Origin of the sequence: Plantactinospora mayteni (assembly GCF_016862935.1) — a bacterium.
Taxonomy (GTDB): Bacteria; Actinomycetota; Actinomycetes; order Mycobacteriales; family Micromonosporaceae; genus Plantactinospora; species Plantactinospora mayteni.
Map to the genome: position 1 here is coordinate 103944 of NZ_BONX01000007.1, position 24742 is coordinate 128685.

Consider the following 24742-nt stretch of genomic DNA (forward strand, 5'->3'; position numbering starts at 1 on the left):
GTTGACCGGCGACCTGCTCGACCGGCGGGCGATCCGGCTGGCGGAGGTGGCCGAAGACCGCGACGACGCGATCCGGCGCTGCGGCGAGGTCCTGGTCGACGTCGGCGCGGTCCACCCGGAGTATGTGCAGACCATGCTCGCCCGGGAACGCTCCGTCTCCACTTATGTGGGCGAGGGGGTGGCGATCCCGCACGGCACGCTCGCCGGCAAGGACCTGGTGCACCACGACGCGCTCGCGGTGCTCCGGTTCCCGGCCGGGGTCGACTGGGGCGGCCAGCCGGTCACCGTCTGCGTGGCGATAGCCGCCCGTGGCGACGGCCACGTCGAGCTGCTGGCCAGCCTCGCCGAGATCCTGCTCGACACCGACCGGGCCCGCGCGCTGCGCGAGGCCACCGACCCCGAAGACGTGCTGGCCCTGCTTACGCCGGCACGGGAGGAAAGTACCTGATGAAGGCCGTTCGATTCCACGCCCCCGGCGACGTACGCATCGAAGACGTCCCCGAGCCCACGCCGGGCCCCGGCGACGTCAAGATCCGGGTACGCAACTGCTCCACCTGCGGTACCGACGTCAAGATCTCGAAGTTCGGGCACCACCACATCCACCCGCCCCGGGTGATGGGGCACGAGATCGCCGGTGAGGTGGTGCAGACCGGGGCCGAGGTGACCGGCTGGGCGGCCGGCGACCGGGTGCAGGTGATCGCGGCGATCCCGTGCGGCACCTGTGCGGAGTGCCGGCGGGGCCGGATGACCGTCTGCCCCCACCAGGAGTCGATGGGCTACCACTACGAGGGCGGCTTCGCGCAGTACCTGGTCGTGCCGGCGAAGGTACTGGCGGTGGACGGGCTGAACCGGATCCCGGACGGGGTCGGGTACGCCGAGGCGTCGGTGGCCGAGCCGCTGGCCTGCGTACTCAACGGACAGGAGCTGGCCCGGGTCGGCCCCGGCGACGACGTGGTGGTGGTCGGCTCCGGACCGATCGGCTGCCTCCACGTCCGGCTGGCCCGGGCCCGGGGTGCCGCCCGGGTCTTCCTGGTCGAGCTGAACCGGGAGCGGCTGGAACTGGCCGCCGCGCTGGTACACCCGGACGCGGCGATCTGCGGGTCCGATGTGGACCCGATCGACGAGGTACTGAAGCTGACCGACGGGCGCGGCGCCGACGTGATCATCACGGCGGCGGCCTCGGGGGCGGCCCAGGAGCAGGCGGTGCAGATGGCCGCTCGGCAGGGCCGGATCAGCTTCTTCGGCGGCCTACCCAAGGACAACCCGGTCATCTCGCTCGACTCCAACCTGGTGCACTACCGCGAGCTGACCATCGTCGGTGCCAACGGCTCCAGCCCGGCGCAGAACGCCGAGGCGCTGCGGCTGATCGCCACCGGCTCGGTACCGGTGTCCGACCTGATCACCCATCGGCTTCCGCTGGAGCAGGCCATCGACGCCCTCGGCGTGGTCGCCCGGGGCGAGGCAATCAAGGTCACGATCGAACCCTGAGAGGGAGGCCAACATGGCTACGCGTACGGTCACGGTCGGCTCCGCCAGCGGCCTGCACGCCCGGCCGGCGGCGCTCTTCGTCGCGGCGGCCGGGGCGGCACCGGTCCCGGTGACCATCCGGACCGGCGAGAAGCGGGCGGTACCCGCCAACAGCATGCTCTCGGTGCTCTCGCTCGGCGCCAAGCAGGGCACCGAGGTGGTGCTCGAGGCCGACGGCGAGGGCGCCGAGGCGGCCCTGGACGGTCTCGCCGAGCTGCTCGCCCGGGACCTGGACGCGGAGGAGCCGGCCGATGCCTGACTCGGCCGAGCCGGCACCGCTGCACGGGATCGGGGTCAGCCCGGGAGTCGCCGGTGGGCCGGTGCTCCGGGTCGCCGGGGTGCCGGCGCTGCCCGCACCCGCCCCGGTGACCGACCCGGCGGCCGAGGCCGGGCGGGCGGTGGCGGCGCTGCGCGAGGTGGTCGCCGAACTGCACCGCCGGGCCGGCCGGTCGGGGGAGAAGACCCTGGTCGACGTACTCCGGGCCCAGGCGATGATGGCCGAGGATCCGCTGCTGCTGGAGGCCGTACGCGAGAAGGTGCTGGCCGGATCGGACGGCCCGCACGCCATCGACGCGGCCTTCGCCACCCACCGGGCCGCGTTCGAGGCGGCCGGCGGATACCTGGCCGAGCGGGTCGCCGACCTGGACGACCTGCGCGACCGGGCGGTGGCGGTCTGCCTCGGCCGGCCGATGCCCGGAGTGCCCTCCCCGGGCCACCGGTACGTGCTCACCGCCTGGGACCTGGCCCCGGCCGACACCGTCGACCTGGACCCGGAGCAGGTGGTCGCGCTGGTCACCGAGTCCGGCGGCCCGACCAGCCACACCGCGATCCTGGCCCGCGCGCTCGGGCTGCCCGCCGTGGTCGCCTGCCCCGGCGCCCGCGACCTCGCCGACGGCACGACGGTACTGGTCGACGGCGCGACCGGACTGGTCCGGGTCGACGTGGACCCGGTGGAGGTGACCGCCGCCGAGACGGCCGACCGGGAGCACCGGACGGCGGTGGCCGCGATCTCCGGCCCGGGGCGTACCTCGGACGGGCGCCCGGTCGCCCTGCTGGCCAACATCGGCTCGGCCCGGGACCTGGCGGCGGCGGACGGCGCCGAGGGGGTCGGGCTGTTCCGTACCGAGCTGCTCTTCCTGGACCGGAGCCGGGAACCGGAGCTGGCCGAGCAGGCCGAGGCGTACCGGGAGGTCTTCGCGGCGCTGGCCGGGCGGCGGGTGGTGATCCGCACCCTGGACGCGGGCGCCGACAAGCCGTTGCCGTTCCTGCACCAGGCCGACGAGCCGAACCCGGCCCTCGGGGTACGCGGCCTGCGGCTGGTCCGGCAGCGCCCGGAGCTGTTGCGTACCCAGTTGGCGGCGATCGCCCGGGCGGCCGAGCAGACCGGGGCGGAGGTCTGGGTGATGGCGCCGATGGTCGCCACCCGGGCCGAGGCGGCCGAGTTCGCCGACGCCGTGCACGCGGCAGGACTGCCGAAGGCCGGGGTGATGGTCGAGGTGCCGGCGGCGGCACTGCGCGCCGGTCAACTGCTGGAGGTCGTCGACTTCCTGAGTATCGGCACCAACGACCTCAGCCAGTACACCTTCGCCGCCGATCGGCAGTCCGGCCTGCTGGCCGAGCTGTTGGACCCGTGGCAGCCGGCCCTGCTGCGGCTGATCGCCGAGGTCGGTACCGCCGGACGTGCCGCCGGCAAGCCGGTCGGAGTCTGCGGCGAGGCGGCGGCCGATCCGCTGCTCGCCCCGGTCCTGGTCGGCCTCGGGATGACCAGCCTGTCGATGTCGGGCCGCGCGCTGGGTCCGGTGCGGGCGGCCCTCGCCGCGCGATCGTCCGCCGACTGCGCGCGGCTGGCCCGGCTGGCCCTGGACGCCGACGACGCCCAACGCGCCCGCAAAGCGGTTGCCTGACCGCACTACGTCGCCTGACCTCGCTGCGTCGCCTGAGCGGCTACGTTGCTGACCTGCTGCGTCGCGTGATCCGCTACGTTGCCTGACCCGCTACGTCGGCGGGACGCGTGTGGGTGGTCGTGGTGGGTGTGCGGGGTTCCGTTGACATGCAGCCGGATGGCTGCCTATGGTTTTAGGCAACCAGTTGGCTGCATGTTCGGGGGATGGCGAGGATGGACGAGGTGTTCAAGGCGCTGGCCGACGGCAGCCGCCGACGGCTGCTGGACAGCCTGAACACCCGTACCGGGCAGAGTCTGCGGGAGCTGTGCGCGGGGCTTGCGATGACCCGGCAGTCCGTCAGCAAGCACCTCGCGGTGCTGGAGGCGGCCAACCTGGTCAGCACGCTCTGGCGCGGCCGGGAGAAGCTGCACTACCTCAACGCCGAGCCGATCAACGCCATCGCGGACCGCTGGATCGAGCAGTACGACCGGGGGCGGGTGCGGGCACTCGCCGACCTCAAGAGCGCATTGGAGCAGGGACCCATGGGCGAGCGCGAATTCGTCTACACGAGCTACATCAACACCACTCCGGAACGCCTCTGGCAGGCGTTGACCGATCCCGCCTTCACCAGCCAGTACTGGGGGATCACCTTCGACACCGACTGGCAGGTCGGCTCGGAGATGGTCTGGGTGCACAACGGCGTACGGATCGTCGGGCCGGAGCAGGTCGTGCTGGAGGCCGAGCCCTACCGCCGGCTGTCGTACGCCTGGCACGACTTCAGCCCCGAGTTCGCCAGGGCGTACGAGATGGATCCGGCCGAGGTGGCGAAGCTGGCCGAGGAGCCGCGCAGCAGGGTGAGCTTCGAGATCGAGCCTCGGGGTGGGGCGGTGCGGCTGACCGTCGTACACCAGGGTTTCGTGCCGGGCAGTTCGTTGCTGGAGAGCGTCAGCGAGGGCTGGTCGGAGCTGCTCTCCAGCATGAAGACGCTGCTGGAGACCGGCGAGCCGCTGCCGCAGGGCGAGCCCGAGCCGGCCACCCCGGCAGCCGGCTGACCCGCCCGACGCGCGGCAGACCGGCCCGCCGTCGGCCGGTTGACCCGGGTGGACCGGTCCGCCGTCGGGTCGGCGGCGGACCGGTCCCGGTCTCAGTACCGGCGCAGCACCCGCTTGTCGGCGTCCAGGTCGTGGTCGAGCTTGAGCACGATGAACTCGTTGTCGTCCGGCTGCCCCGGCACCCGGCCGTTGGAGAACGGGAAGTTGTTGTCGTTCAGCACCGCGATGGTGCGGTCGTCGAGGATCACGACGTCCTCGATGGTCTGGAACGGGAACGTGAAGGTCTTGCCGAAGCCACCCACCCGCTTCGGGTTGGCGATATCCATCAGGTCGGCGACCAGCGTCTTGTCGAGTTGGCCGTCGCGGTTGCGGTCCCGCCGGTCGGCCAGGTAGATCTTCTTGACCTTGGCCGTCGCCCCCTCGCCGTTGTCCCGCTCGATGATCAGGAACCGGTCCTTGTCGACCGCGATCGCGTCGCCGATCGCGTTGCCCGGCGCGTCCAGCAGGTAGGTCCAGCGCCGCCCGGTGTACGCGTTCGCGGCGATGTCGAACTCGTGCAGCCGCAGCGTGCCCGGGGCGTCACCGGCGACCGTCCCCTCCAGCAGCGGATAGAGGGTACGCCCGTCCGGGGACTGCGCCATCCCCTCGAAACCCTTGCTGCTGTTCAGGTTGGCCGGGGTCTCGCCCCGGGTCGGGTTCTCCGGGGCGAAGACCCCGGGCAGCGCCACCGGCGGCGCGAGCAGCCGACCGGCCCGGTCGAAGTGCAGCAGCCACGGCCCGAACTCGTCGCCGATCCAGTACGTCCCGTCGGCGGTCCGGCTGATCGACTCGACGTCGAAGTCGGCGCCGGTGAGTACCCGGTCCGGTCGGGTCAGCGCGAACGGCACCTTGCCGTCCGGGTCGGTCAGCGTGATCCCGCCGAGCACGTCGACGGTGCCGGAGTCGAAGTTCGGGCCGACCCGCTGGATCCGGAGCAGGAAGTCCGCACTGTTGCCCTTGTTGCCGAACCCGTTGTCCGAGAGCACGTCGAAGCTGCCGTCGCTGTTGCGCAGTACGCCGCTGAAGCCCTGCACCGGCTGGTCGGCGAAGGGCGGGACGACGCCGTTGCTGGGCGTACCGCCGAGCAGGGATCCGGACGGCTCACTGCCCGGGACGAAGGTCTCGGCCGGCAGCGCGGCGAACTTCAGCAACTCGGCGCGGTCCCAGGTGCTCCGGTCGGTGGCAAAGGCCACCCCGGGCACGGTGATCGCCAGGGCGGCCACCGCGGCACCCATGCCGACCCGCTTCATTATTCCCATCGGTCCTTCTTTCGTATCCGGAACTCGCTGGGAGGCTAGGCGGGGCCGGTTAATGCGGGCTGTCCACCAGGCACGCATTACCGAAACGCTCCGGCCGCGCCCGGCGTGCGCGGCCGGGCCTGCCCGGTAGGTACCCTTTAGCCAGCTCAGCCCCGAGGCGGACCCGTCGCGGGACCTGCCACCCCGCCCACTCCCTGGAGATCGACTGTCGTGTCCGGCACCTCCGAGCCCGTGGCACCCCCGACCGGCCCGGCCGAGTCGCCAGGCCCGGCGGCCGGGCGGCGGCGGGAACTGCGCGCCGACTGCGAGCGCTGCTTCGGGCTGTGCTGCGTGGTGCCGGCCTTCGCCGCCTCGTCGGACTTCGCCATCGACAAGCCCGCCGGCCGGGCCTGCCCCAATCTCCGCGCCGACCACCGCTGCGGCATCCACCGCGATCTGCGGGAGCGTGGCTTCGCCGGGTGTACGGTCTTCGACTGCTTCGGGGCCGGCCAGCAGATCGCCCAGGTCACCTACCAGGGCCGGGACTGGCGGACCAACCCGGAGATCGCGGCGGGGATGTTCGAGGTGTTCCCGGTCGTGCGGCAGCTCCACGAACTGCTCTGGTATCTGACCGAGGCCCTGGCGCTGCGCCCGGCCGAACCGCTGCACACCGAGCTGGCCACCGCCCGCGCCACGACCGAACGGCTCGCCGACGGCGACCCGTCCTCGCTGGTCGCCCTCGACGTCCCGACGCACCGCCGAGCCGTCAACGAGCTGCTGCTGCGCGCCAGCGAGCAGATCCGGTCCCGAGCCGGCCGCAGCGGGAGCGACCGGCGCGGAGCCGAGCTGATCGGGGCCGATCTGCGCCGTACCGACCTGGTCGGCGCCAACCTGCGCGGGGCGTACCTGATCGGGGCCGACCTGCGCGGCGTCGACCTGACCCTGGCCGACCTCACCGGGGCGGACCTGCGCGGCGCCAACCTGCGCGGTGCCGACCTGACCGGTGCCCTCTTCCTCACCCAAGCCCAACTCGACGCCGCCACCGGCGACGCCCGGACCGCCCTACCGCCCGCCCTGCGCCGCCCGCCCCACTGGCACCAACCACCCACCCCGCCCCGCCGCCGCAGGGCGGGTCGTTCCCGATCTTGACGACTTGTGGTTGCCCGAGCAGCCACAAGTCGTCTAGATCTACCGACATCCGCCCGCCGGCGCCGGGTGGCTGGGGTCAGTGGGTGGGGGCGGGGGAGAGGTGGGTGGGGCGGACGACGAGGTGGAGCACGGTCAGCGCGGCGACCATGCCGGCGGCGATCACCAGGCCCATCCCCACGCTGCCGTTGCCGAGTACGCCGACCAGCGGCGCCAGTATCGCGCCGATGCCGAACTGGACCGCACCGAGCAGCGCCGCAGCGGTGCCGGCCGCCTCACCGTGCCGGCTCAGCGCCAGGGCCGGGGCGTTCGGCATGGCCAGGCCGGAGGCGGTGAGCACCACCCAGAGCGACACCAGTACGGCGGGCAGCCCACCCAGCCCGGTCGCGGCGAAGGCGAGCAGCGCGAACCCGGCCAGGCTGCCGACGACCAGCGCGCTGACCAGGATCCGCTGCGGGGCGTACCGGCGCAGCAGCCGGACGTTGAGCTGGGAGCCCCCGATCAGTCCCACCGCGCCCGCGCCGAAGACGATCCCGAACTGCTGCTCGTCGAGGCCGTACTCCTCCTGGAAGACGAAGGACGAGCCGGAGACGTACGCGAACAGCGCCGCCATCGCCAGCCCGGCGACCAGGACGAGGCCGACGAACGTACGGTCCCGCAGCAGCGAGCGGTAGACCCGGGCGGTGCCGCGTACGCCGCCACTGCGCCGACGGTGCACCGGCAGCGTCTCGGGCAGCTTGAACACCGCGAGGGTGACCAGGACGATCCCGAACACGGCGAGCGCGATGAAGACCCCGCGCCAGTCTGTCCAGCGCAGCACCGCGCTGCCCAGCGTGGGTGCCAGCACCGGGGCGGCGCCCATCACCAGCATCAGCCGGGAGAAGATCTTGGCGAAGGCGGTACCGCTGAACAGGTCGCGTACCACGGCCATCGCCACCACCGAGGCGGCGGCGGTGCCCAGCCCCTGCAACACCCGCAGCACGCCGAGCACCCCGATGTTCGGGGCGACGACGCAGAGCGCGGAGGCGACCACGTGCAGCACCAGCCCGGCGAGCAGCGGGACCCGCCGGCCGACCGCGTCCGAGAACGGGCCGATCAGCAGTTGGCCGAGGGCGAGCCCGGCCAGCGTGCCGGTGAGGGTCAACTGGACCGCCGCCTCGGCGGTACCGAAGTCGGCGGTGATCGCCGGCAGGGCCGGTAGGTACATGTCGATGGTCAACGGCCCGATCGCGATCAGCGAGCCGAGTACGAGGACGAGCCGCAGCCGTTCCCGGCCGGTCATCAGGTCGCCGGGCGTGGCGGGTGGCCCGGACGCCTCGACGTGCGCGGCAGTCGCGGTCATGAGGTCCTTCCCGGCGGGCGGTCGTACGTCTGGACGCGGACAGCGAAGATCACACCTGCCTCCAACCGCTGGGGCTCCGGCACATTCCCGCTTGATCGAACGGTGCTTCAGCTCACATCCCCCGGGCCGCCCCGGATCGGATACTGGTACAACGTCCGAACTGGCCTCGGGGACCTGGACCACTCGGACCTGGGCGACTCGGATCTGGACTACTACTCGGCGGACCTCGACCACTACACGGCGGACCTGGACTCGGAACGAGGGACATGGCGACGGGGCGGGAGATCGACGTACTCTCCGAACACTTCGCCGCCGCGCCGGCGACCTTCACCACCTCACCGCTCTACCGGGCGCTCTGTCCGGTGGTGGCGGGGGACCGGTCGACCCTCGAACTGCTCACCGGCCGACGGCCGGGGCAGCAGGCGTCGTACCTGTTCTTCGGGGCGGCACACTATCTGCTGCTGGCCGGAGTGGCGCATCCGCTGCGCGACTTCTACCCGTCGCTGGTCGGCTCGTCGGCCGCCGAGCCGGCGGATGCCGGGCCGGTGCTGCGGGACTTCTGCCGCCGGTACCGGACCGAACTCGGTGAACTCGTCCGCACCCGCCTGGTGCAGACCAACGTCGTACGCCGGGCGGTCGCGCTGCGGTACGCGCTCTGGGCGATCGGACAGCGCTGTGCCGACCCGGTGCACCTGGTCGAGGTCGGGTCGAGCGCCGGCATCCACCTGCACGTCGACCGCTACCGCTACCTCCTCGGCGACCGGGTGTTCGGACCCGCCGACGCCACGGTCAGCCTGGACAGCCGGTGGCTGGGTCGGACGCCGCCGCCGGACCTGGACGACGTACCCCTGATCGCCAGCCGGACCGGGGTGGACCTGAATCCGGTGGACGTCACCGACGAGCGTGCGCGGCGCTGGCTGCGGGCGCTGGTCTGGCCGGAGAACCAGGACGCGGCGACGCTGCTCCACGCCGCCCTCGACGCGGTGGCGACCGAGCCACCGGCCGTCGTCGCGGGTGACGCGGTACGGGTCTGCCGCGACCTGGGCCGTGGCCTGCCGCCCGGCGAGCCGAGGGTGGTGTTCCACGCGGCGACCCGGATGCACGTGCCGGCCGATCGGCGGGTGGCCTTCGACCGGGCGATCGACTCGATCGGCGACGGCGGCCCGCTCTACCACGTCTGGCAGGAGCCGCCGTCCGCGCCGCACGGTGGGCACGCCGCCGATCCGCGCGGTGAACTGGCGATGCACGGCCCGGACGGCGTGGTCGTACCGCTGCTCCGGGTCGACGGTCACCTACGCTGGCTGGGCCCGCTCGATCCGGCCGACTGACCGGGCGGGGTCAGCCAACTCGGCGCCGCTCCCGCCCGGTCAGCGAGCCCGGGAAGTGGACGGGCTGGGAGCCCAGGAAGTGGACGGGCTGGCGTGGTGACAGCAGACTGGGTGCTCGTGTACGCACCCGACGAGCCAGCGACCTCCGACAACGGGCAGGAGTTGCCCACTGACGCCCAGATCGAGACGGCGGTGACCGCGCTGCGGATGCTCGCCGAACCGACCCGGCTCCGCCTGCTGTGGCTGCTCCGCGACGCCGAGTACGACGTGGGCAGCCTGGCCCTGGCCGTCGGGGCGGCCCGGCCGGCGGTGTCGCAGCATCTGGCGAAGCTGCTGCTCGCCGGCCTGGTCGGCGTGCGGCGGGACGGCCGACGGGCGGTCTACCGGGCGCGCGGCGGCCACGTCCGGCGGCTGGTCGCCGAGGTGCTGTACGCCGCCGACCACCACCTCACCGGCGCCCCGGACCACGACTGACAGAGACCCTGCCCACCCGAGCCCGCCCGAGCCTGCCGATCCGCCCGAGCCGATCGAGCCGGTCGCTGGGAGACGCCGGGCGCCGGGGGCGGCGGGGCAGTGTTCATCGCCACTTTGTCGGCTCTCCGGTCCCGCCGGCTGTCGCGCCGTGCCCGGTCGCTGATCTAGCCTGTGCCCGGACGACATGGCGGCACATGATGAGCAGCGGTTGCAACATATGCAACGGAGGGAGGCGCGGTGAGCCTGGTCACGAGGACCGACGCCGACCCTGCGACGGTGCTCGACGCGGTCTGCGTCGGCGAGACGATGGTGATGGTGACCCCTACCCCCGGTGGGCGGCTGGACGCCGAGTCGACCTTCGTGCTGCGGGCCGGCGGCGCCGAGTCCAACGTCGCGATGTTCCTCGCCGCGCTGGGCCACCGGGCCGGCTGGGCCGGCCGGGTCGGTGCCGACCCGCTCGGCGAGCTGGTCGTCGGGCAGCTCCGGGCGACCGGGGTGGACACCTCGCTGGTCGAGGTCGACCCGACCCGGCCGACCGCCGTCTACCTCAAGGACCCCGGCCCCGACGGCACGAAGGTCTACTACTACCGGCGCGGTTCCGCCGCCGCCGGCATGGATCCGGGGTACGCCACCCGGGTCGAGGCGGTGCCGGCGGCCGTACTGCACCTGAGCGGGGTGACCCCGGCGCTCTCGGCGAGCTGCCGCGCGCTGGTCGAGCGGCTGATCAGCACCCGGCCGGCGGGACGGCGGCTGGTCTCCTTCGACGTCAACCACCGGCCCGCGCTCTGGCCCGACCTCTCCACCGCTGCCACCGAACTGCTCCGGCTCGCCCAGGCCGCCGACGTGGTCTTCGTCGGGCTGGACGAGGCGGCCCGGCTCTGGGACGTCAAGGCGCCGGAGGACGTCCGCGCCCTGGTCGACCGGCCCGGCACCCTGGTGGTGAAGGACGGCGCGGTGGCGGCGGTCGCGTTCTCGGCCGACGGGGTCACCGTCGAGCCCGCCCGGCCGGTCGAGGTGGTGGAGCCGGTCGGTGCCGGCGACGCGTTCGCCGCCGGTTGGCTCTCCGGCGCGCTGCGCGGCCTCGACCCCGCCGCCCGGCTGAGACTCGGGCACCTGGTCGCCGGTGCCGCGCTCGGCTCCGTCTCGGATTTCGCCGAGGTGCCACCGGTGCCGACGATCTGCGCGGTGCTGGGCATCACGCCGGACGACTGGCACCGGCCCGCCGGTCCGGCCTGACCCGGGGGAGGCGACGATGTCCCAGACCGTCCAGCGCGCACTGCGCATCATCGAACTCTTCGCCGAGCGGCCCCGCTCGCTCGGTGAGATCGCCGACGACCTCGGGGTGCACAAGTCGACCGCCTCGCGGCTGGTGCAGACCCTCGAACACGCCGGGTTCGCCCGCCCGGTCGACGGCCGCTACACGATCGGCTTCCGGATGGTGGCGATCGCGCAGCACGCGGTGGAGCAGCTCGACCTGCACCCGGTCGCCCACCCGCACCTGGTCCGGCTCGGCGACCGGTACGGCCACACCGTGCACCTCGCCCAACTCGTCGACGACGAGATCGTCTACGTGACCAAGGTGGACGGTCGCGGGGCGCTGCGGATGCGGTCCCGGGTCGGCCAGCCGGTCGACCCGCACACCTCCGGGGTCGGCAAGGCGATCCTGGCCCACCTCGACGAGCCGGCCCGGGAACGCTTCCTGGGCCGGCTGACGTACCCCCGGCACACCGAGACCTCGATCACCGGCCCGGCCGAGTTCCGGGCGGAGCTGGCCCGGATCGCCGAGCGCGGCTGGGCCGAGGACGACGGCGAGTTCGAGGACTTCGTGAGCTGTGTCGCCGTACCGGTCCGGGACGCCCGGGGCCGGGTGGTCGGCGCGGTGTCGATCACCGCGTTGCGTGCCCTGGCCCCGCTGGAGCGGCTCCGCGAACACCTGCCGGAGCTGACCGCGACCTGCGCCGCGATCTCCCGGGACCTCGGCTGGACCGGAGAAGACCGACCGTGAACGGAGCGACCGTGCCCAACTCCTCGACGACTTTCTTCGACACCCTCTTCGTCGACCAGCCGGTGATGGCGATCCTGCGTGGCTTCGGCCCGGCCCGTACGGTCGCGCTCTGCGAGCGGGCCTGGGACGCCGGCATCGGCGTGGTCGAGGTACCGGTGCAGAGCCCGGACGCGCTGCCCTCGCTGCACGCCGCCATCGCGGCCGGCCGGGACCGGGACCGGCCGGTCGGCGCCGGCACGGTGGTCAGCCCCGAACTGGTCCACACGGTGTACGAGGCCGGCGCCGTCTTCACCGTCGCACCCGGGTACGACCCGGAGGTGGCCGCCGAGTGCTCCCGGCTCGGCCTCGCCCACCTGCCCGGGGTCGCCACCTCCTCGGAGATCGGCCAGGCGCTCCGCACCGGGCACACCTGGCTCAAGGCGTTTCCGGCCAGCGAACTCGGCACCGGCTGGCTCCGGGCCCAGCGCGGCCCGTTCCCGGCGGTCAGGTTCGTCGCCACCGGCGGGGTGGACGCCGACAACGCGGGTGACTTCCTATCCGCTGGCGCCCGGGTGGTGGCGGTCGGTTCCGCGTTGCAGGACTCCCGCCAACTCGACCTGCTCGGCCGGCTCCTCCAGCGCTAACCGCCCCGCGCCGGGGCCGCCCGGCACACGGTCACCCCGGCACGCACCCCGGCGGTCCAGCCCGTCGGCCACCTTCGGCGGTCCAGCCCGTCGGCCATCTCTGGCGGCCCAGCCCATCGGCCACCTCTGGCGGTCCGGCCCATCGGCCATCTTCGGCGGCCCAGCCCACCAGCCACCTCGGGCGGCTCACCGGACAGCGTGCCGCCGCGTCGCCGCGTACCCTCTGCCGATGAGCGGGGGCGCGGTGCGGGCGTGGCGGGCGATGGTGGCGGGGGTTACGGCTGGGGCCGTCCTGCTCGGATGTTCCGAGGCGCCGGAGGCCGATCCGGCGGCACCCGGCTCGTCGGTGAGTGCGCCGGCTCCGGCGCCCACCACCCCGGCGGCGTCACCGACCCCGGCCGCGCCGGTCGAGCTGCGGCTGGCGTTCGCCGGTGACGTCCACTTCACCGGGCGTACGCTGCGGCTGCTCGACGAGCCGGCGACGGCGTTCGGCCGGATCGCGCCGACCCTGCGGGACGCCGACCTGACCCTGCTGAACCTGGAGACGGCGGTGACCGGTCGGGGCACCCCACAGCCGAAGCGGTTCCACTTCCGGGCACCGAAGAGCGCCTACGCCGCACTGCGGGCCGCCGGGGTGGACGCCGCCTCGGTAGCCAACAACCACGTGCTGGACTACGGGCAGGTGGGGCTGCGGGACACTCTCGACGCGGCGGCGGAGGCGAAGTTCCCGGTCTTCGGGGCGGGCCGCGACGCCGATGCGGCGTACGCGCCCTGGCTGACCACGGTACGCGGGGTGCGGATCGCCGTACTCGGCATGTCGCAGGTGCACGAGCTGGCCGGGCAGTGGAAGCCGACCGCGACCCGGCCCGGGGTGGCGATGGCGTTCGACACCGCCCGGGCCACCGCAGCCGTCCGGGCAGCCCGGGAGCAGGCCGATCTGGTGATCGTCTTCATGCACTGGGGGATCGAGGGGAGTTCCTGCCCGAGTGGCGAGATGACGAGCTTCGCCGGTCGGATGTCCCGGGCCGGCGCCGACATCGTGCTCGGTACGCACGCGCACACCCTGCTCGCCGACGGCTGGCTCGGCCGGACGTACGTGCACTACGGGCTCGGCAACTTCCTCTGGTACGGCGACTCCAAGAGCACCGACTCCGGGGTGCTCCGGCTGACCGTCCGGGGCCGTACGGTGGTCCGCAACGAGTTCCTGCCGGCCACCGTCTCCCGGACCGGTCAGCCGGTTGTCGTCTCAGGCGCCGCCAAGGAGCGGATCGAGGACCGGATCGCCGCGGCGAGGCGCTGTTCGGGCCTCGCCGCGAAACGATCCTGATCCCGACCGGCTCGTCAGGAGACCCGGGTCTCCCGCTCCCGCCACGCGGCCCGCAGCGAGGTCTTGCCGTTGGTACGCAGCAGCGACCCCTCGTAGAGCCGGCCGGCGAGCGAGATGCAGAGCGCGGCGGCGCCGAGCAGGAGCAGCAGCGCCAGGATCGGCTCCCAAGGGGCGGCGTCGCCGAAGAAGAGCCGCAGCGGCATCGCGGTCGGCGCCGAGAACGGCACGTAGGAGAGCAGCGTCATCGCCGCCGGGTTGCCGTTGAGGAACAGCACCAGGAAGAACGGTGCCATGATCACCAACTGGGCCGGGCCGGACGCCCCGCTGATGTCCTCCTGCCGGCTGACCAGCGCCCCGGTGACCGCCCAGAGCGAGGCCAGCAGCACGAAGCCGACCACGAAGAACGGAACGAACCAGGCGATCGCCGGGCCGAGCTGACCGAGCAGTCCGGTGTCGCCACCGACCGCCTGCATGGAGACCACCGCCACCAGCGCGATCAGCACCACCTGGCCGAACGCCAGCGCGCCGTTGCCGAGTATCTTGCCGACGAGCAGGGCCCGGACCGGCACCGCCGCCACCAGGATCTCCACGATCCGGGTCTGCTTCTCCTCGGTGACGCTCTGCGCGATCTGCACGCCGAAGCCGATGGAGAGGAAGAAGAAGACCATCGCGAAGGCCATCGGCACCATGAAGGCCAGCACCGGGTCGACCGCGTCCGGGTCGAGGAGCTGCACCGGGGGAGCGCTGCTCAGCGCCCGGACCACCGAGTCCGGGGTACGGTCCATCGCCAGTACCCGGATGGTGCCGGCCCCGTCGCCCGGCACCACGGCGGCGTCCACGTCGCCGTCCCGGACCAGTTGCTCCGCCGCCGCGACGTCGGCGGCGGCCACCACCTCCATCCCGGCCCGGTCCAGCATGCCGCCGGCGTCGGCCGAGCCGACCACGGCCACCGTCGAGCTGCTGTTGGCGAAGAGCGCCGGCAGCACCGTGCTGGCCGCCGCGATCACCAGGAAGAGGATGGTGCTGATCAGGAACGTCCGGTCCCGGACCTTGACCATGATCTCCCGGCCGGCGACCAGCTTGGTCGCGGCCCACAGCGTGGTGCCGGTGGCCGACTCGGCCCGCTGCCGGGTCGGGGACGGGGCGAGCGCGGTCACTGGGTTACCTCCCGGAAGATCTCGGCGAGCGAGGGGATGATGGGGCCGAAGGCGCGTACCGGGCCCCGGGCGAGGGCCGCCCGCAGCACCGTCTGGTCGTCGTCGGGATCGGCGAGTTCGATTACTACCCGTGCGCCGTCCAGGTCCACTATGGAGATCCCGGGCAGGTCGCGTACCCAGCCGGCGTCGGCGTCGAGCACGAGTTCGTAGCGCGGGGTCGCGTACCGGGAGCGGAGGTCGGCGCGGCTGCCGGCGGCGCGTACCGCCCCGGCGGCGATGATCACCAGGTCGTCGCAGAGCCGCTCCACCACGTCGAGCTGGTGGCTGGAGAAGAGCACCGGTACCCCTCGGGCGGCCCGCTCCCGCAGTACTCCGGCGATCACCTCGACGGCGATCGGATCGAGCCCGGAGAAGGGCTCGTCCAGGATCAGCACCTCGGGATCGTGCACCAGCGCCGCCGCGATCTGGGCCCGCTGCTGGTTGCCGAGGGAGAGCTTCTCCACCGGATCGTCGGCCCGCTCGGCCAGACCGATCCGGTCGAGCAGCTCGTCGACGCTGCGCTGGGCGGCCGGGGCGGTCAGCCCGTAGAGCCGGCCGAGGTAGACGAGCTGTTCCCGGACCTTCATCTTCGGGTACAGGCCGCGCTCCTCGGGCATGTAGCCGAAGCGCTGCCGGACGGCCCGGGTGACCGGCGCGCCGTTCCAGGTCACCGTGCCCGAGTCGGCGGCGAGCAGGCCGAGGATGATCCGCATCGAGGTGGTCTTGCCGGCACCGTTGGCGCCGACAAACCCGGTCATCCGGCCCGGGACCACCTCGAACGAGATGTCGTCGAGCACTCTCCGGTCGCCGAACGACCGATCGACGGACGCCACGCGCAGCATCCGGCCTCCTTCGCCAGGTCTCCGCCGGCACACCCTGCACCAGCGGAGACGACGTTAATCCGGCCGGACCCGCCTGACGTCCATCTTGTGGCGGAACCGCAGGGATGATCCACTTCCGGTGTGCTGCGCCACGAGGATGACCGGGCACCGCGCCCGGCGGCCGGAACGGTCAGCCGCCGGCACCGCCCGGGGTCACCACGCCGTGTTCGTACGCGAAGACCACCGCCTGGGTACGGTCGCGCAGCCCGAGCTTCATCAGTACCCGCGACACGTGCGTCTTCACGGTCGCCTCGCCGAGCAGCAGCCGCTTGGCGATTTCGGCGTTGGAGGCGCCCCCGGCGAGCTGCACCAGTACCTCCCGTTCCCGCTCGGTCAGCTCGGCCAGCCGGCGCCGGTCCAGCTCCGACGGCCCACCGCCCGCCCCCGGTCGGCCGCTGGTCGGGCCGGCCGCCCCGGCCGGGGTGGCGAAGGTGGCGATCACCCGTCGGGTGATCTGCGGCGCGAGCAGCGCGTCGCCCCGGGCCAGGATCCGCACCGCCTCGACGAGTTCCTCCGGTGAGCCGTTCTTCAGCAGGAATCCGCTGGCCCCGGCCTGGAGCGCGGCGAACAGGTAGTCGTCCCGGTCGAACGTGGTCAGGATCAGCACCGCCGGTCCGTCCGCCCCGGTGCCCGCCACGATCTGCCGGGTCGCGGCCAGCCCGTCCAGGTGCGGCATCTCGACGTCCAGCAGTACGACGTCGGGCCGCTCGGCCAGGGTCAGTTCGACCGCCCGCCGGCCGTCCGCCGCCTCGCCGACCACCTCGAAGTCCTCCTCCGTCTCGAGGATGATCCGCAGGCCGGCCCGGACCAGGTGCTGGTCGTCGGCGAGGAGTACCCGGATCGGGGTCTCCGGGGTCGGCTCGGTCATGACCTCTCCTCGGCTCGCTCGTCGACGTGTCGACCCGCCGGGGCGGGCCGGCCAGGGCCGGCGCTCCGCCCGGTCACGCCGTCGCCGTCGCGGCGGAGGCGTCGGCGGCACCGGCCTGGGCGATCGGGAAGCGGGCCCGTACCCGGAAACCGCCGCCGGCCCGGGCACCCACCTCCAGGCTGCCGTCGTGCGCGGCGACCCGTTCCCGCATGCCGATCAGGCCGAGCCCAGTACTGCCAACGGACCGGGCCGGTACGGCGGCCAGCCCGGTACGGCCGTCGTCGGTCACCTCCACCTCGACCTCCCGGCGCAGGTAGCGGATGCGTACGTCGACAGCGCTGGCCCGGGCGTGCTTGATGGTGTTCGTCATCGCCTCCTGGACCACCCGGTAGCCGGCCAGCGAGACCGACTCCGGCACCGGCACCGGCGTGCCGTAGATCGTGTACTCGACGGCGAGCCCGGCGTCCCTGGCCCCCTGGAGCAGGCTGTCGACCTGCTCCAGCCCGTAGCCGAGCGCCCCGTCGGCGGCGCCCGCGTCGCGCAGCACCCCGAGCATCCGGCGCAACTCGTCCACGGCGGTACGCGCGCTCTGCTCCACCGCGGCGAGCGCGGTCTTGGCCTTGTCCGGGTCCTTGTCCATCACCCGCCGACTCGCGCTGGCCTGTACGCCCATCACCGAGACGTGGTGGGCGACGACGTCGTGCAGCTCGCGGGCGATCCGTACCCGTTCCTGGGTGACCGCCCGCTCGGCGTTCTCGGCCCGGGACCGGCGCAGCTCCTCGGCCTGTACCTCCAACTCGTGCTGCCGCAGCGCCGAGGTCCAGGTGCGGTTGCCGAGCAGGTAGGCGAGCAGGAAGAAGGCGCAGTTGAACAGCACGGTGGTGATCGCGGCGGCGACCAGCGGGGAGATCGGGCCGGCCGCTCCCGGGAAGTTCGACTCCACCGACGCGACGCTCAGCCCGGCCGCGATCGCCAGCCAGGCGAACATCGCGGCGATGACCCCGATCCTGATCCGGGCGGCCAGCCGGCGGTCCCGCCCCCAGGCGCCGAGGCTGTAGACGGCGACGAAGAGCGTCGCGGACGCGACCAGCGTCTCCGGGCTGTTCCGGACCTGGGCCGCGATGAAGATCACGGCGAGCACCGCCGTGCTGAGTTCGGGATGGCTGCGCCGCCAGACCAGCGGCAGGCCGCAGGCGACCGCCCAGGCCACCTGCTCGGGCCAGGACGGCGGCGTGCCAAGCGGGAAGCTGCCCATGCTGTTCGACAGCACCACGCTGACCAGGCCGAGTGCGGCCATCGACAGGCCCAGGGAGAGGTCTCGCCGGCGCTGCTGCCGGGTCGGCCCGGGGCGGACCCACGGGCGCGCCGGGGCGTTCCCCGGCGCGCCGGTCGGTGTCGCGTCGTCCTGTCCTGCGCTGCCAGCCTCCACCCGACATGAATAACGTATCCGCCGCGTCTCGCGCATCTCCGACCTGCCGGCATGGCGGAGATCACCCACGGTAGTCGACCGCGCGTGGCCGCTGTCCGGTGGCGATCTCGACCGTGCCTCGGGTGCGGCTGCTGTCCGGTGGCGATCTCGACCGTGCCTCGGGTGCGGCTGCTATCCGGTGGCGATCTCGCCGCCCCAGTTCTCCTGCTGGATGCCGGCGGCGCTGTCCCACCACCAGTGACCCAGCTCACCGGTTGCGGTGGCGCCGAAGACGTGCTGCTGGGCGCCGACCACCAGGGCGATCGGGTCGGAGTGCACCGTGCCGGGCCAGGCGGCGTACCGGACCGAGTAGTCCGGGTCCCACCACCAGTGCCCGAGCCGGTTGCCCGCCTCCCGGGCGAAGACGTGCTGCTGGGCGCCGTGCACGAAGGAGATCGGGTCGCCGGCCAGCGCCGACCCGCCGGCCCAGACCTGGCGGGCGACGGTGAGCGCACCCGGGCTGCGATACCAGTGCGCCAGCGCGTTGTCGGCGGTCCGGCCGAAGACGTGCAGTTGGCCGTTGTGCACGAAGGCGGTCAGCCCGCCCCGGACCGAGCCGCCCCAGGACTCCTGCCGGACCCCGACCGGGACGTCCGGATCCCACCACCAGTGCTGGAGCGTCCCGTCCGGGCCGGCCGCCCAGACGTGCTGCTGGTCGCCGTACCGGATCGAGACCGGGTCGCCGGCCAGGCTGCCCGGCCCGGCCCAGGTCTGGCTGCGCAGCGCGCGGGTGCCGTGGTCGTACCACCAGTGCCGCAGGCTGCCGTCGGTGCCTCGGGCGAAGGCGTGCTGCTGGTAGTCGGTCACCAGCACGGTCGGGGCACCCGCCAGCGATCCGGCGCCCGCCCACACCTCCGAGCGCAGCGACGAGCTGCCCGAGTCCCAGAGGCGGTGCACCAGCGAGCCGTCGGTGCCCCGGGCGAAGGCGTGCTGCTGGTTCCGGTCGACGAAGGTGGCCACCTTGCCGGTGATCCCGGAGCCCCAGGTGCCGCGCTTCACCTCTAAGGTCGGCTCCTGGAACCAGTGGTAGAGGCCGCCGCCGGGCGAGGCCGCGAAGACGTGCCGCTGGGCGGGATCCGCCGTCAGCAGCGCCGCCGACCGCTGGTTGCCGGTCAGCGACGACGGGTTCGGCGGCAGGTCCAGGTCACCCTCGGTGAACCGGACGAACCTGATCGAGTCGTACGGGCTGCTGCCCTCGCCGGCCTCGTAGAACACCCCGAAGCTGCCGTCGCCGAGGTCGAGCAGATCCGAGTACGCCGCCGCCCCGGCGTGCACCAGCAGCCCCGCCGAGGCGTCCTGCCAGCTCAGTCCGCCGTCGAACGAGGAGCGGAGGGTCATCCGCTCCCGCTGGCCGTTGTCGCCCGCCGGCCCGGCGACCAGTACCCGGTCGTACGCGCTGCCCTGGTCGGTGGCCCGGATCGCCAGCGTGGACGCCTGCACGTCGTCGATCACCAGCCCGGGTACGGCGGTGAACGGCGCCCGCCAGCTCTGCCCGCCGTCCGTCGACACCGCGTACGCGGTGTGCGCGGTGGAGGTGGCGGACCTGCGCTCGTTGCGGGCCAGGGCGTAGAGCGAGCCGTCCGGCCGCTCGAAGACGCTGAGTTCCTGCACCTGGAGCGCGGGTGCGGCGGCCTGCGACTCGGCGCCGATCTGCCAGTTGAGGCCGCCGTCGTCGCTGTAGAGCAGCACCCCGCCCTTGCGCCCGTTCGTCTGGTGGTTCATCCCGACCACCAGCCGCCCGTCGTGGTCGCCCCGGGTGAGCTGGATGCCGTGCGCCGGCCCGGTGATCATGCTGCCCCAGCCGGGCAGCCGGGCCTGGTCGGAGATGTCGTCCGGGTCGGTCCAGGTCAGCCCGTCGTCGGTGCTGTGCTGGAGCCAGGGGGTGCGGTAATCCTGGGTACTGAGCAGGCTGATCCGGCCGCTGTCGGCGTCCACCACCGGGGTCGGGTTGTGCCGGGTACTGCCGTTGCCGGCCGCGATCACCTGGAGCCGTTCCCAGGTACGCCCACCGGTGATGGAGCGGCGCAGCACGATGTCGATGTCGCCGGTGTCGCCACAGTCCCCGTTGCGCCCCTCGCCGAAGGCGAGCAGCGTGCCGACGTCGGTGCGTACCACGGCGGGGATGCGGACGCAGGCGTACCCGCCGTCGCCGTCCTTGAACACCGTCACCGGCGCGGTCGCGGCCAGGCCGGGGGTTGCCGGCGGGAGACCCACCGCCAGCACGATCCCGGCCAGCGCGCCGGCCAGTCCTCTTCGGACACCCACCATCCAGGCTTCTCCCTAGCTCTCGGTGCTGCTCCCGATCCGGGTCCGGGCGCCGGTCCGGCCGGTCCTTCCTACGCCCCCGCGCTACCGCCGCCCTATTCCGGTGCTACTCCGCCGCTACCGTTCGGGGAAGTTTCATCCCGTTCGTCGCGGGCACGCCAAGTCTGCCGGGATCGGCCAGGACCGTCGCTCCGGGGCCGGTGGCGGCCGGGGTACCAGGGGTGGCGAGGGCGACCGGCGCGGTCCGGTGGAATAGTTGACTCGGCAAGCATGTTGTGCGGGGCGATCCGGGGGGCTGGCGCCCGGGAGCGAGTGAGGAGCTGGCGATGCAGTTCGGGATCTTCAGCGTGGGGGACGTGACCACCGATCCGACGAACGGACGGGAGCCGTCCGAGGCGGAGCGGATCAAGGCCATGGTGACCATCGCGTTGAAGGCGGAGGAGGTCGGCCTCGACGTCTTCGCCACCGGTGAGCACCACAACCCGCCGTTCGTGCCGTCGTCACCCACCACCATGCTCGGGTTCGTCGCGGCCCGGACCAGCCGGCTGCTGCTCTCCACCGCGACCACCCTGATCACCACCAACGACCCGGTGAAGATCGCCGAGGACTACGCCATGCTCCAGCACCTGGCCGACGGCCGGGTCGACCTGATGATGGGCCGGGGCAACACCGGACCGGTGTACCCGTGGTTCGGGCAGGACATCCGGAACGGCATCCCGCTGGCGATCAACAACTACGACCTGCTGCGCCGGTTGTGGCGGGAGGACGTCGTCGACTGGGAGGGCAAGTTCCGCACCCCGTTGCAGTCGTTCACCTCGACGCCCCGGCCGCTGGACGGCATCCCGCCGTTCGTCTGGCACGGCTCGATCCGCAGTCCGGAGATCGCCGAGCAGGCCGCGTACTACGGCGACGGGTTCTTCGCCAACCACATCTTCTGGCCCAAGGAGCACACCCAGCGGATGGTCGGCCTCTACCGGCAGCGGTTCGAGTACTACGGCCACGGCGACGCCGACCGGGCCATCGTCGGCCTCGGCGGCCAGGTCTTCATGCGGCAGAACTCCCAGGACGCGGTACGCGAGTTCCGGCCGTACTTCGACAACGCGCCGGTCTACGGGCACGGCCCGTCGCTGGAGGACTTCAGCCGGGAGACCCCGCTGACCGTCGGCAGCCCGCAGCAGGTGATCGACCGTACCCTCACCTTCCGGGACTACGTCGGCGACTACCAGCGGCAACTCTTCCTGGTCGACCACGCCGGACTGCCGTTGAAGACCGTACTGGAGCAGTTGGACATCCTCGGCGAGGAGGTCGTACCGGTGCTGCGGCGGGAGTTCGCCGCGCTCCGCCCCGCGCACGTACCCGAGGCGCCGACGCACGCGTCGATGAAGGCCGAGCGGGACGCGGCGGCGGAGACGGTCCGATGACGACCCGGAGCCTCGTGGTCGTCTCGGCCGGGCTGCGGGTGCCGTCCTCCACCCGGCTCCTCGCCGACCAGCTCGCCTCGGCCACCGGCGCCGAACTCGACCGCCGGGGCGTGCCGGTCCGGACCGAGGTGGTCGAGCTGCGCGACCACGGGCACGACGTGGTCAACCACCTGCTGGCCGGCTTTCCGTCGGAGGCGCTCAAGCGGGCCCTGGACACCGTTGCCGCGGCGGACGGGCTGGTCGTGGTGACGCCGATCTTCAACGCCTCCTACAGCGGGCTGTTCAAGGCGTTCTTCGACGTGCTCGGCGACGACGCCCTGGTCGACCGGCCGGTGCTGGTCGGCGCGACCGGCGGCACCGCCCGGCACTCGCTCGCGCTCGAACACGCGCTCCGGCCGATGTTCAGCTATCTGCGTGCGGTGGTGGTGCCGACCTCGGTCTTCGCCGCACCGGAGGACTGGGCCGGCGGCAGCGCGCAGGGCACGCTGCGCGGCCGGATCGACCGGGCCGCCGGGGAACTCGCCGAGCAGATCGCCCGCCGCGAACCGACCGAGGCCGCCGACCCGTTCCGGCTCACCACCACCTTCGACCAACTGCTGACCGGCGACTGAGCGGCGCCGGCCCGTTCCGGCTCACCAGGATCTCTGCCAAACTGCCGAGCGGTGCCGGCCCGGCTCGGGGTGCCTGGGACCGGGCCGGTGCGCCGTCCGGTTGAATGGGCTGATGACCCCACCGGTGCCCCGGGCCATCACGCAGGCCACCGTCCGTGCCGTCGAGGCGGTCCGGGCGCAGGACCCGGACGCCCTCGACGAGGCGGTCGGCGAGCTGGCCCCGCTCCCCGCCGAGCAGGTCGGCCTGGTGCTCGGCGCGGTACTGCGGCTGCTGCTGGAGCAGGCGCACCCGGACGGGCTGGCCGGGGAGGACGTGCAGGCCGTACTCGTGCGGTGTGCCCGGAGCAACGCGGGCTGGCTGCCAGGGCTGGACGTCGGGGTGTTGGCGCTGCTGCTGACCGGCGCGCTCGGCGTACACCAGATGGCGGACGAGGCGCCGCCGCCCGATCCGGCGGCGGTGGCCCGGCACGCCCCGCTGCTCGTCGCCGACCTGCTCGCCGTCACCGGCGGAACGGTCGGCGACTACCTGGCCGCCGCACTCTCCGAGATCGCCGTCGCGGAGACGATGGAACTGCCGTAGCTCCGCCGGGGCCGGCTCTCGGACGGACCGGCAGACCTCCATATACTTCGATATGGAGGTCGATTCCTTGGTCGGATCTGGCGGCGCACTCGGCCGGATGGTCGTGGTCGGGGCGGGTGCTGCCGGGCTCTCGGCGGCCTGGGCCGCGCTCGGCCTCGGCTTCTCGGTGACCTGCCTCGAAGCGCGTCAGGTCGGCCATCCCGCGGCGAGCTCGACCGGCTGGGCCAAGATCTTCCGGTACGCCTACGAGGACGCCGCCCTCGCCCACCTGCTGACCGAGACCGAGCGGCGGTGGCGGCGGCTGGAGGAGCTGAGTGGCCGCCGGCTGCTGCTGCCGTGTCCCGGTCTCAACATCGCCAAGGGCGGCGCGGACTCGCTGGCCGCGATCGTGCGCTCGCTGGAGGCGGCCGGGCGGACCCACCAGGTGATCCGCCCGGACAGCCGGCGTCTCGACCGGCTCGGCGTCCGGTTGCTTCCCGGCGAGGAGGCGATCCTCGAACCGGCCGCCGGACTCCTCCACCCGACGGCCGTGCTCACCGCGCTGGCCGGGGTGGTCCGGGCCGGCGGCGGCCGGATCGTGACCGGGGCGCGGGTCCGGGAGATCAGCGCCGGTACGGGCGATCTCCTGGTCCGGACCGAGCGGGGCAGCTATCCGGCGGACCGGGTGGTGGTGGCCGCCGGTCCCTGGGCGCCGGACCTGGTGCCGGCCGCGCCGCTGCGGGTCACCCGGCAGCACCAACTCGTCTACGCGACCGACCGGGCGATCGGGGCCGGCCGGCCACTCGCCTGGGTCGACCTCGACGGCGACGACGCCTACGGAGTCGTCAACGGTACGGCCGGGCAGCATCTGCTCGGCAGCCACGCGCCCGGCCCGGTCGGGACGCCGGAGCGGGCCACCCCGGCCGACGACGGGGCCGAGCCGCTGCGGGCCCAGCTCGACGGGGTACGCCGACGGCTCGGTGCCGGGATCCGGATCGCGCCGGTTCAGCGGCTGGTCTGCCACTACACCTCCACCGAGGACGGTCGGTTCCTCGTCGCGAACTGGCCTCGGATCCCCGGGGTCGTCGTGCTCAGCGCCTGCTCCGGGCACGGTTTCAAGTTCGTGCTGACCACCGGCCACCAGGCGGCCACGCTTGCCGCCGGTTGACCGTTCTCGCGGCCGGTTGACTGTTCTCGGCGCCGGTTGACCATTCTCGGTGTCGGGGCCGGGCCCGCTCGGCCAGGTCTGCCCCGTTTGCCGCTCGCCGCCGGCCGACCGTTCCAAGCGCCGTGCAAGCGAGGCCGGGCGCGGACGCACTGGAAACCGTGCCGGCGGCGGTGGCGGCGTGTCCGCCCGGCCACCGCCGCCCGGAGCCGACAGAAAGTCCACAAGCGCCCTGCAAGCGTGCTGCGGGTGGTGGCGGCACAGAATGTAGCGTCAGAGCCATCTGCCCTCGCATCTGTCCAGGTCTCACGAACGCGGAGGACA

23 protein-coding genes are annotated in these 24742 nt (G+C 73.2%); 16 read left to right on the top strand and 7 right to left on the bottom strand.

The window, feature by feature from the left end; translation table 11 throughout:
* The first annotated feature begins 1 nt into the window (after position 1).
* The 5 genes from Pma05_RS06195 to Pma05_RS06215 all read left to right on the top strand — a co-directional run bounded on the left by Pma05_RS06195 (position 2) and on the right by Pma05_RS06215 (position 4462).
* Positions 2-448, top strand: a complete 447-nt coding sequence (locus Pma05_RS06195) for a PTS mannitol transporter subunit IIA (RefSeq protein ID WP_203856522.1) — start codon at positions 2-4, stop codon at positions 446-448.
* The gene (locus Pma05_RS06200) at positions 448-1488 is read left to right on the top strand and encodes a zinc-dependent dehydrogenase (protein WP_203856324.1); all 1041 of its coding nucleotides are present in this window, start codon (positions 448-450) and stop codon (positions 1486-1488) included. Before Pma05_RS06195 ends, Pma05_RS06200 begins: the two co-directional genes overlap by 1 nt.
* 13 nt (positions 1489-1501) lie before the next feature.
* Positions 1502-1786: an HPr family phosphocarrier protein gene (locus Pma05_RS06205; RefSeq protein ID WP_107256135.1), complete on the top strand. Its 285-nt coding sequence runs from the start codon at positions 1502-1504 to the stop codon at positions 1784-1786.
* A complete protein-coding gene (gene ptsP, locus Pma05_RS06210) occupies positions 1779-3431 on the top strand; it encodes a phosphoenolpyruvate--protein phosphotransferase (RefSeq protein ID WP_203856325.1) in 1653 nt (550 codons plus the stop codon). Before Pma05_RS06205 ends, ptsP begins: the two co-directional genes overlap by 8 nt.
* 203 nt (positions 3432-3634) lie before the next feature.
* Complete coding sequence (locus Pma05_RS06215) at positions 3635-4462, top strand: ArsR/SmtB family transcription factor (RefSeq protein ID WP_239311765.1); 828 nt, start codon at positions 3635-3637, stop codon at positions 4460-4462.
* 92 nt (positions 4463-4554) lie between these two features.
* Here Pma05_RS06215 and Pma05_RS06220 read toward each other — a convergent pair whose 3' ends face one another.
* A complete protein-coding gene (locus Pma05_RS06220; protein ID WP_203856326.1) occupies positions 4555-5760 on the bottom strand; it encodes an esterase-like activity of phytase family protein in 1206 nt (401 codons plus the stop codon).
* A 231-nt stretch (positions 5761-5991) separates the two neighbouring features.
* On the opposite strand from Pma05_RS06220, the gene Pma05_RS42340 reads away from it, so the two are divergent.
* A complete protein-coding gene (locus Pma05_RS42340) occupies positions 5992-6888 on the top strand; it encodes a pentapeptide repeat-containing protein (protein WP_239311847.1) in 897 nt (298 codons plus the stop codon).
* Between the two features lie 76 nt (positions 6889-6964).
* On the opposite strand, the gene Pma05_RS06230 is transcribed toward Pma05_RS42340, so the two are convergent.
* Complete coding sequence (locus tag Pma05_RS06230; RefSeq protein WP_239311767.1) at positions 6965-8227, bottom strand: multidrug effflux MFS transporter; 1263 nt, start codon at positions 8225-8227, stop codon at positions 6965-6967.
* Positions 8228-8493: 266 nt separating this feature from the next.
* Here Pma05_RS06230 and Pma05_RS06235 point away from each other — a divergent pair, with 266 nt between their 5' ends.
* The 6 genes from Pma05_RS06235 (at position 8494) to Pma05_RS06260 (ending at position 13984) form a co-directional block, all read left to right on the top strand.
* Entirely contained in the window at positions 8494-9555 is a 1062-nt protein-coding gene (locus Pma05_RS06235; RefSeq protein ID WP_203856327.1) for a DUF2332 domain-containing protein, read from the top strand.
* Positions 9556-9651: 96 nt separating this feature from the next.
* Complete coding sequence (locus tag Pma05_RS06240; protein ID WP_239311770.1) at positions 9652-10029, top strand: ArsR/SmtB family transcription factor; 378 nt, start codon at positions 9652-9654, stop codon at positions 10027-10029.
* Between the two features lie 237 nt (positions 10030-10266).
* The gene (locus Pma05_RS06245; RefSeq protein WP_239311772.1) at positions 10267-11265 is read left to right on the top strand and encodes a sugar kinase; all 999 of its coding nucleotides are present in this window, start codon (positions 10267-10269) and stop codon (positions 11263-11265) included.
* A 16-nt stretch (positions 11266-11281) separates the two neighbouring features.
* Positions 11282-12034 carry an IclR family transcriptional regulator gene (locus tag Pma05_RS06250; protein ID WP_203856328.1) on the top strand — a complete coding sequence of 251 codons (753 nt, stop codon included), beginning with the start codon at positions 11282-11284 and terminating at the stop codon, positions 12032-12034.
* Positions 12031-12657 carry a bifunctional 4-hydroxy-2-oxoglutarate aldolase/2-dehydro-3-deoxy-phosphogluconate aldolase gene (locus Pma05_RS06255; RefSeq protein ID WP_239311774.1) on the top strand — a complete coding sequence of 209 codons (627 nt, stop codon included), beginning with the start codon at positions 12031-12033 and terminating at the stop codon, positions 12655-12657. The genes Pma05_RS06250 and Pma05_RS06255 overlap by 4 nt, the downstream gene beginning before the upstream one ends.
* 229 nt (positions 12658-12886) lie before the next feature.
* Positions 12887-13984, top strand: coding sequence for a CapA family protein (locus tag Pma05_RS06260; protein WP_239311776.1), 1098 nt, complete (start codon positions 12887-12889; stop codon positions 13982-13984).
* A gap of 14 nt (positions 13985-13998) precedes the next feature.
* On the opposite strand, the gene Pma05_RS06265 is transcribed toward Pma05_RS06260, so the two are convergent.
* The 5 genes from Pma05_RS06265 to Pma05_RS06285 form a co-directional block, all read right to left on the bottom strand.
* Positions 13999-15042 carry an ABC transporter permease gene (locus Pma05_RS06265; RefSeq protein ID WP_203856530.1) on the bottom strand — a complete coding sequence of 348 codons (1044 nt, stop codon included), beginning with the start codon at positions 15040-15042 and terminating at the stop codon, positions 13999-14001.
* A gap of 95 nt (positions 15043-15137) precedes the next feature.
* Positions 15138-16022 carry an ABC transporter ATP-binding protein gene (locus tag Pma05_RS06270; RefSeq protein WP_203856329.1) on the bottom strand — a complete coding sequence of 295 codons (885 nt, stop codon included), beginning with the start codon at positions 16020-16022 and terminating at the stop codon, positions 15138-15140.
* A gap of 169 nt (positions 16023-16191) precedes the next feature.
* The gene (locus Pma05_RS06275) at positions 16192-16929 is read right to left on the bottom strand and encodes a response regulator (protein WP_203856330.1); all 738 of its coding nucleotides are present in this window, start codon (positions 16927-16929) and stop codon (positions 16192-16194) included.
* 73 nt (positions 16930-17002) lie between these two features.
* A complete protein-coding gene (locus Pma05_RS06280) occupies positions 17003-18358 on the bottom strand; it encodes a sensor histidine kinase (protein ID WP_425567651.1) in 1356 nt (451 codons plus the stop codon).
* A gap of 171 nt (positions 18359-18529) precedes the next feature.
* Positions 18530-20665 carry an exo-alpha-sialidase gene (locus Pma05_RS06285; protein ID WP_203856332.1) on the bottom strand — a complete coding sequence of 712 codons (2136 nt, stop codon included), beginning with the start codon at positions 20663-20665 and terminating at the stop codon, positions 18530-18532.
* 323 nt (positions 20666-20988) lie between these two features.
* On the opposite strand from Pma05_RS06285, the gene Pma05_RS06290 reads away from it, so the two are divergent.
* From Pma05_RS06290 to Pma05_RS06305, 4 genes are all read left to right on the top strand, one after another.
* Positions 20989-22083, top strand: a complete 1095-nt coding sequence (locus Pma05_RS06290) for an LLM class flavin-dependent oxidoreductase (RefSeq protein WP_203856333.1) — start codon at positions 20989-20991, stop codon at positions 22081-22083.
* Complete coding sequence (locus Pma05_RS06295) at positions 22080-22694, top strand: FMN reductase (protein WP_203856334.1); 615 nt, start codon at positions 22080-22082, stop codon at positions 22692-22694. The genes Pma05_RS06290 and Pma05_RS06295 overlap by 4 nt, the downstream gene beginning before the upstream one ends.
* 112 nt (positions 22695-22806) lie before the next feature.
* Complete coding sequence (locus tag Pma05_RS06300; RefSeq protein WP_203856335.1) at positions 22807-23274, top strand: hypothetical protein; 468 nt, start codon at positions 22807-22809, stop codon at positions 23272-23274.
* Positions 23275-23326: 52 nt separating this feature from the next.
* Positions 23327-24421, top strand: coding sequence for an FAD-dependent oxidoreductase (locus tag Pma05_RS06305; protein WP_203856336.1), 1095 nt, complete (start codon positions 23327-23329; stop codon positions 24419-24421).
* Positions 24422-24742 lie beyond the last annotated feature (321 nt).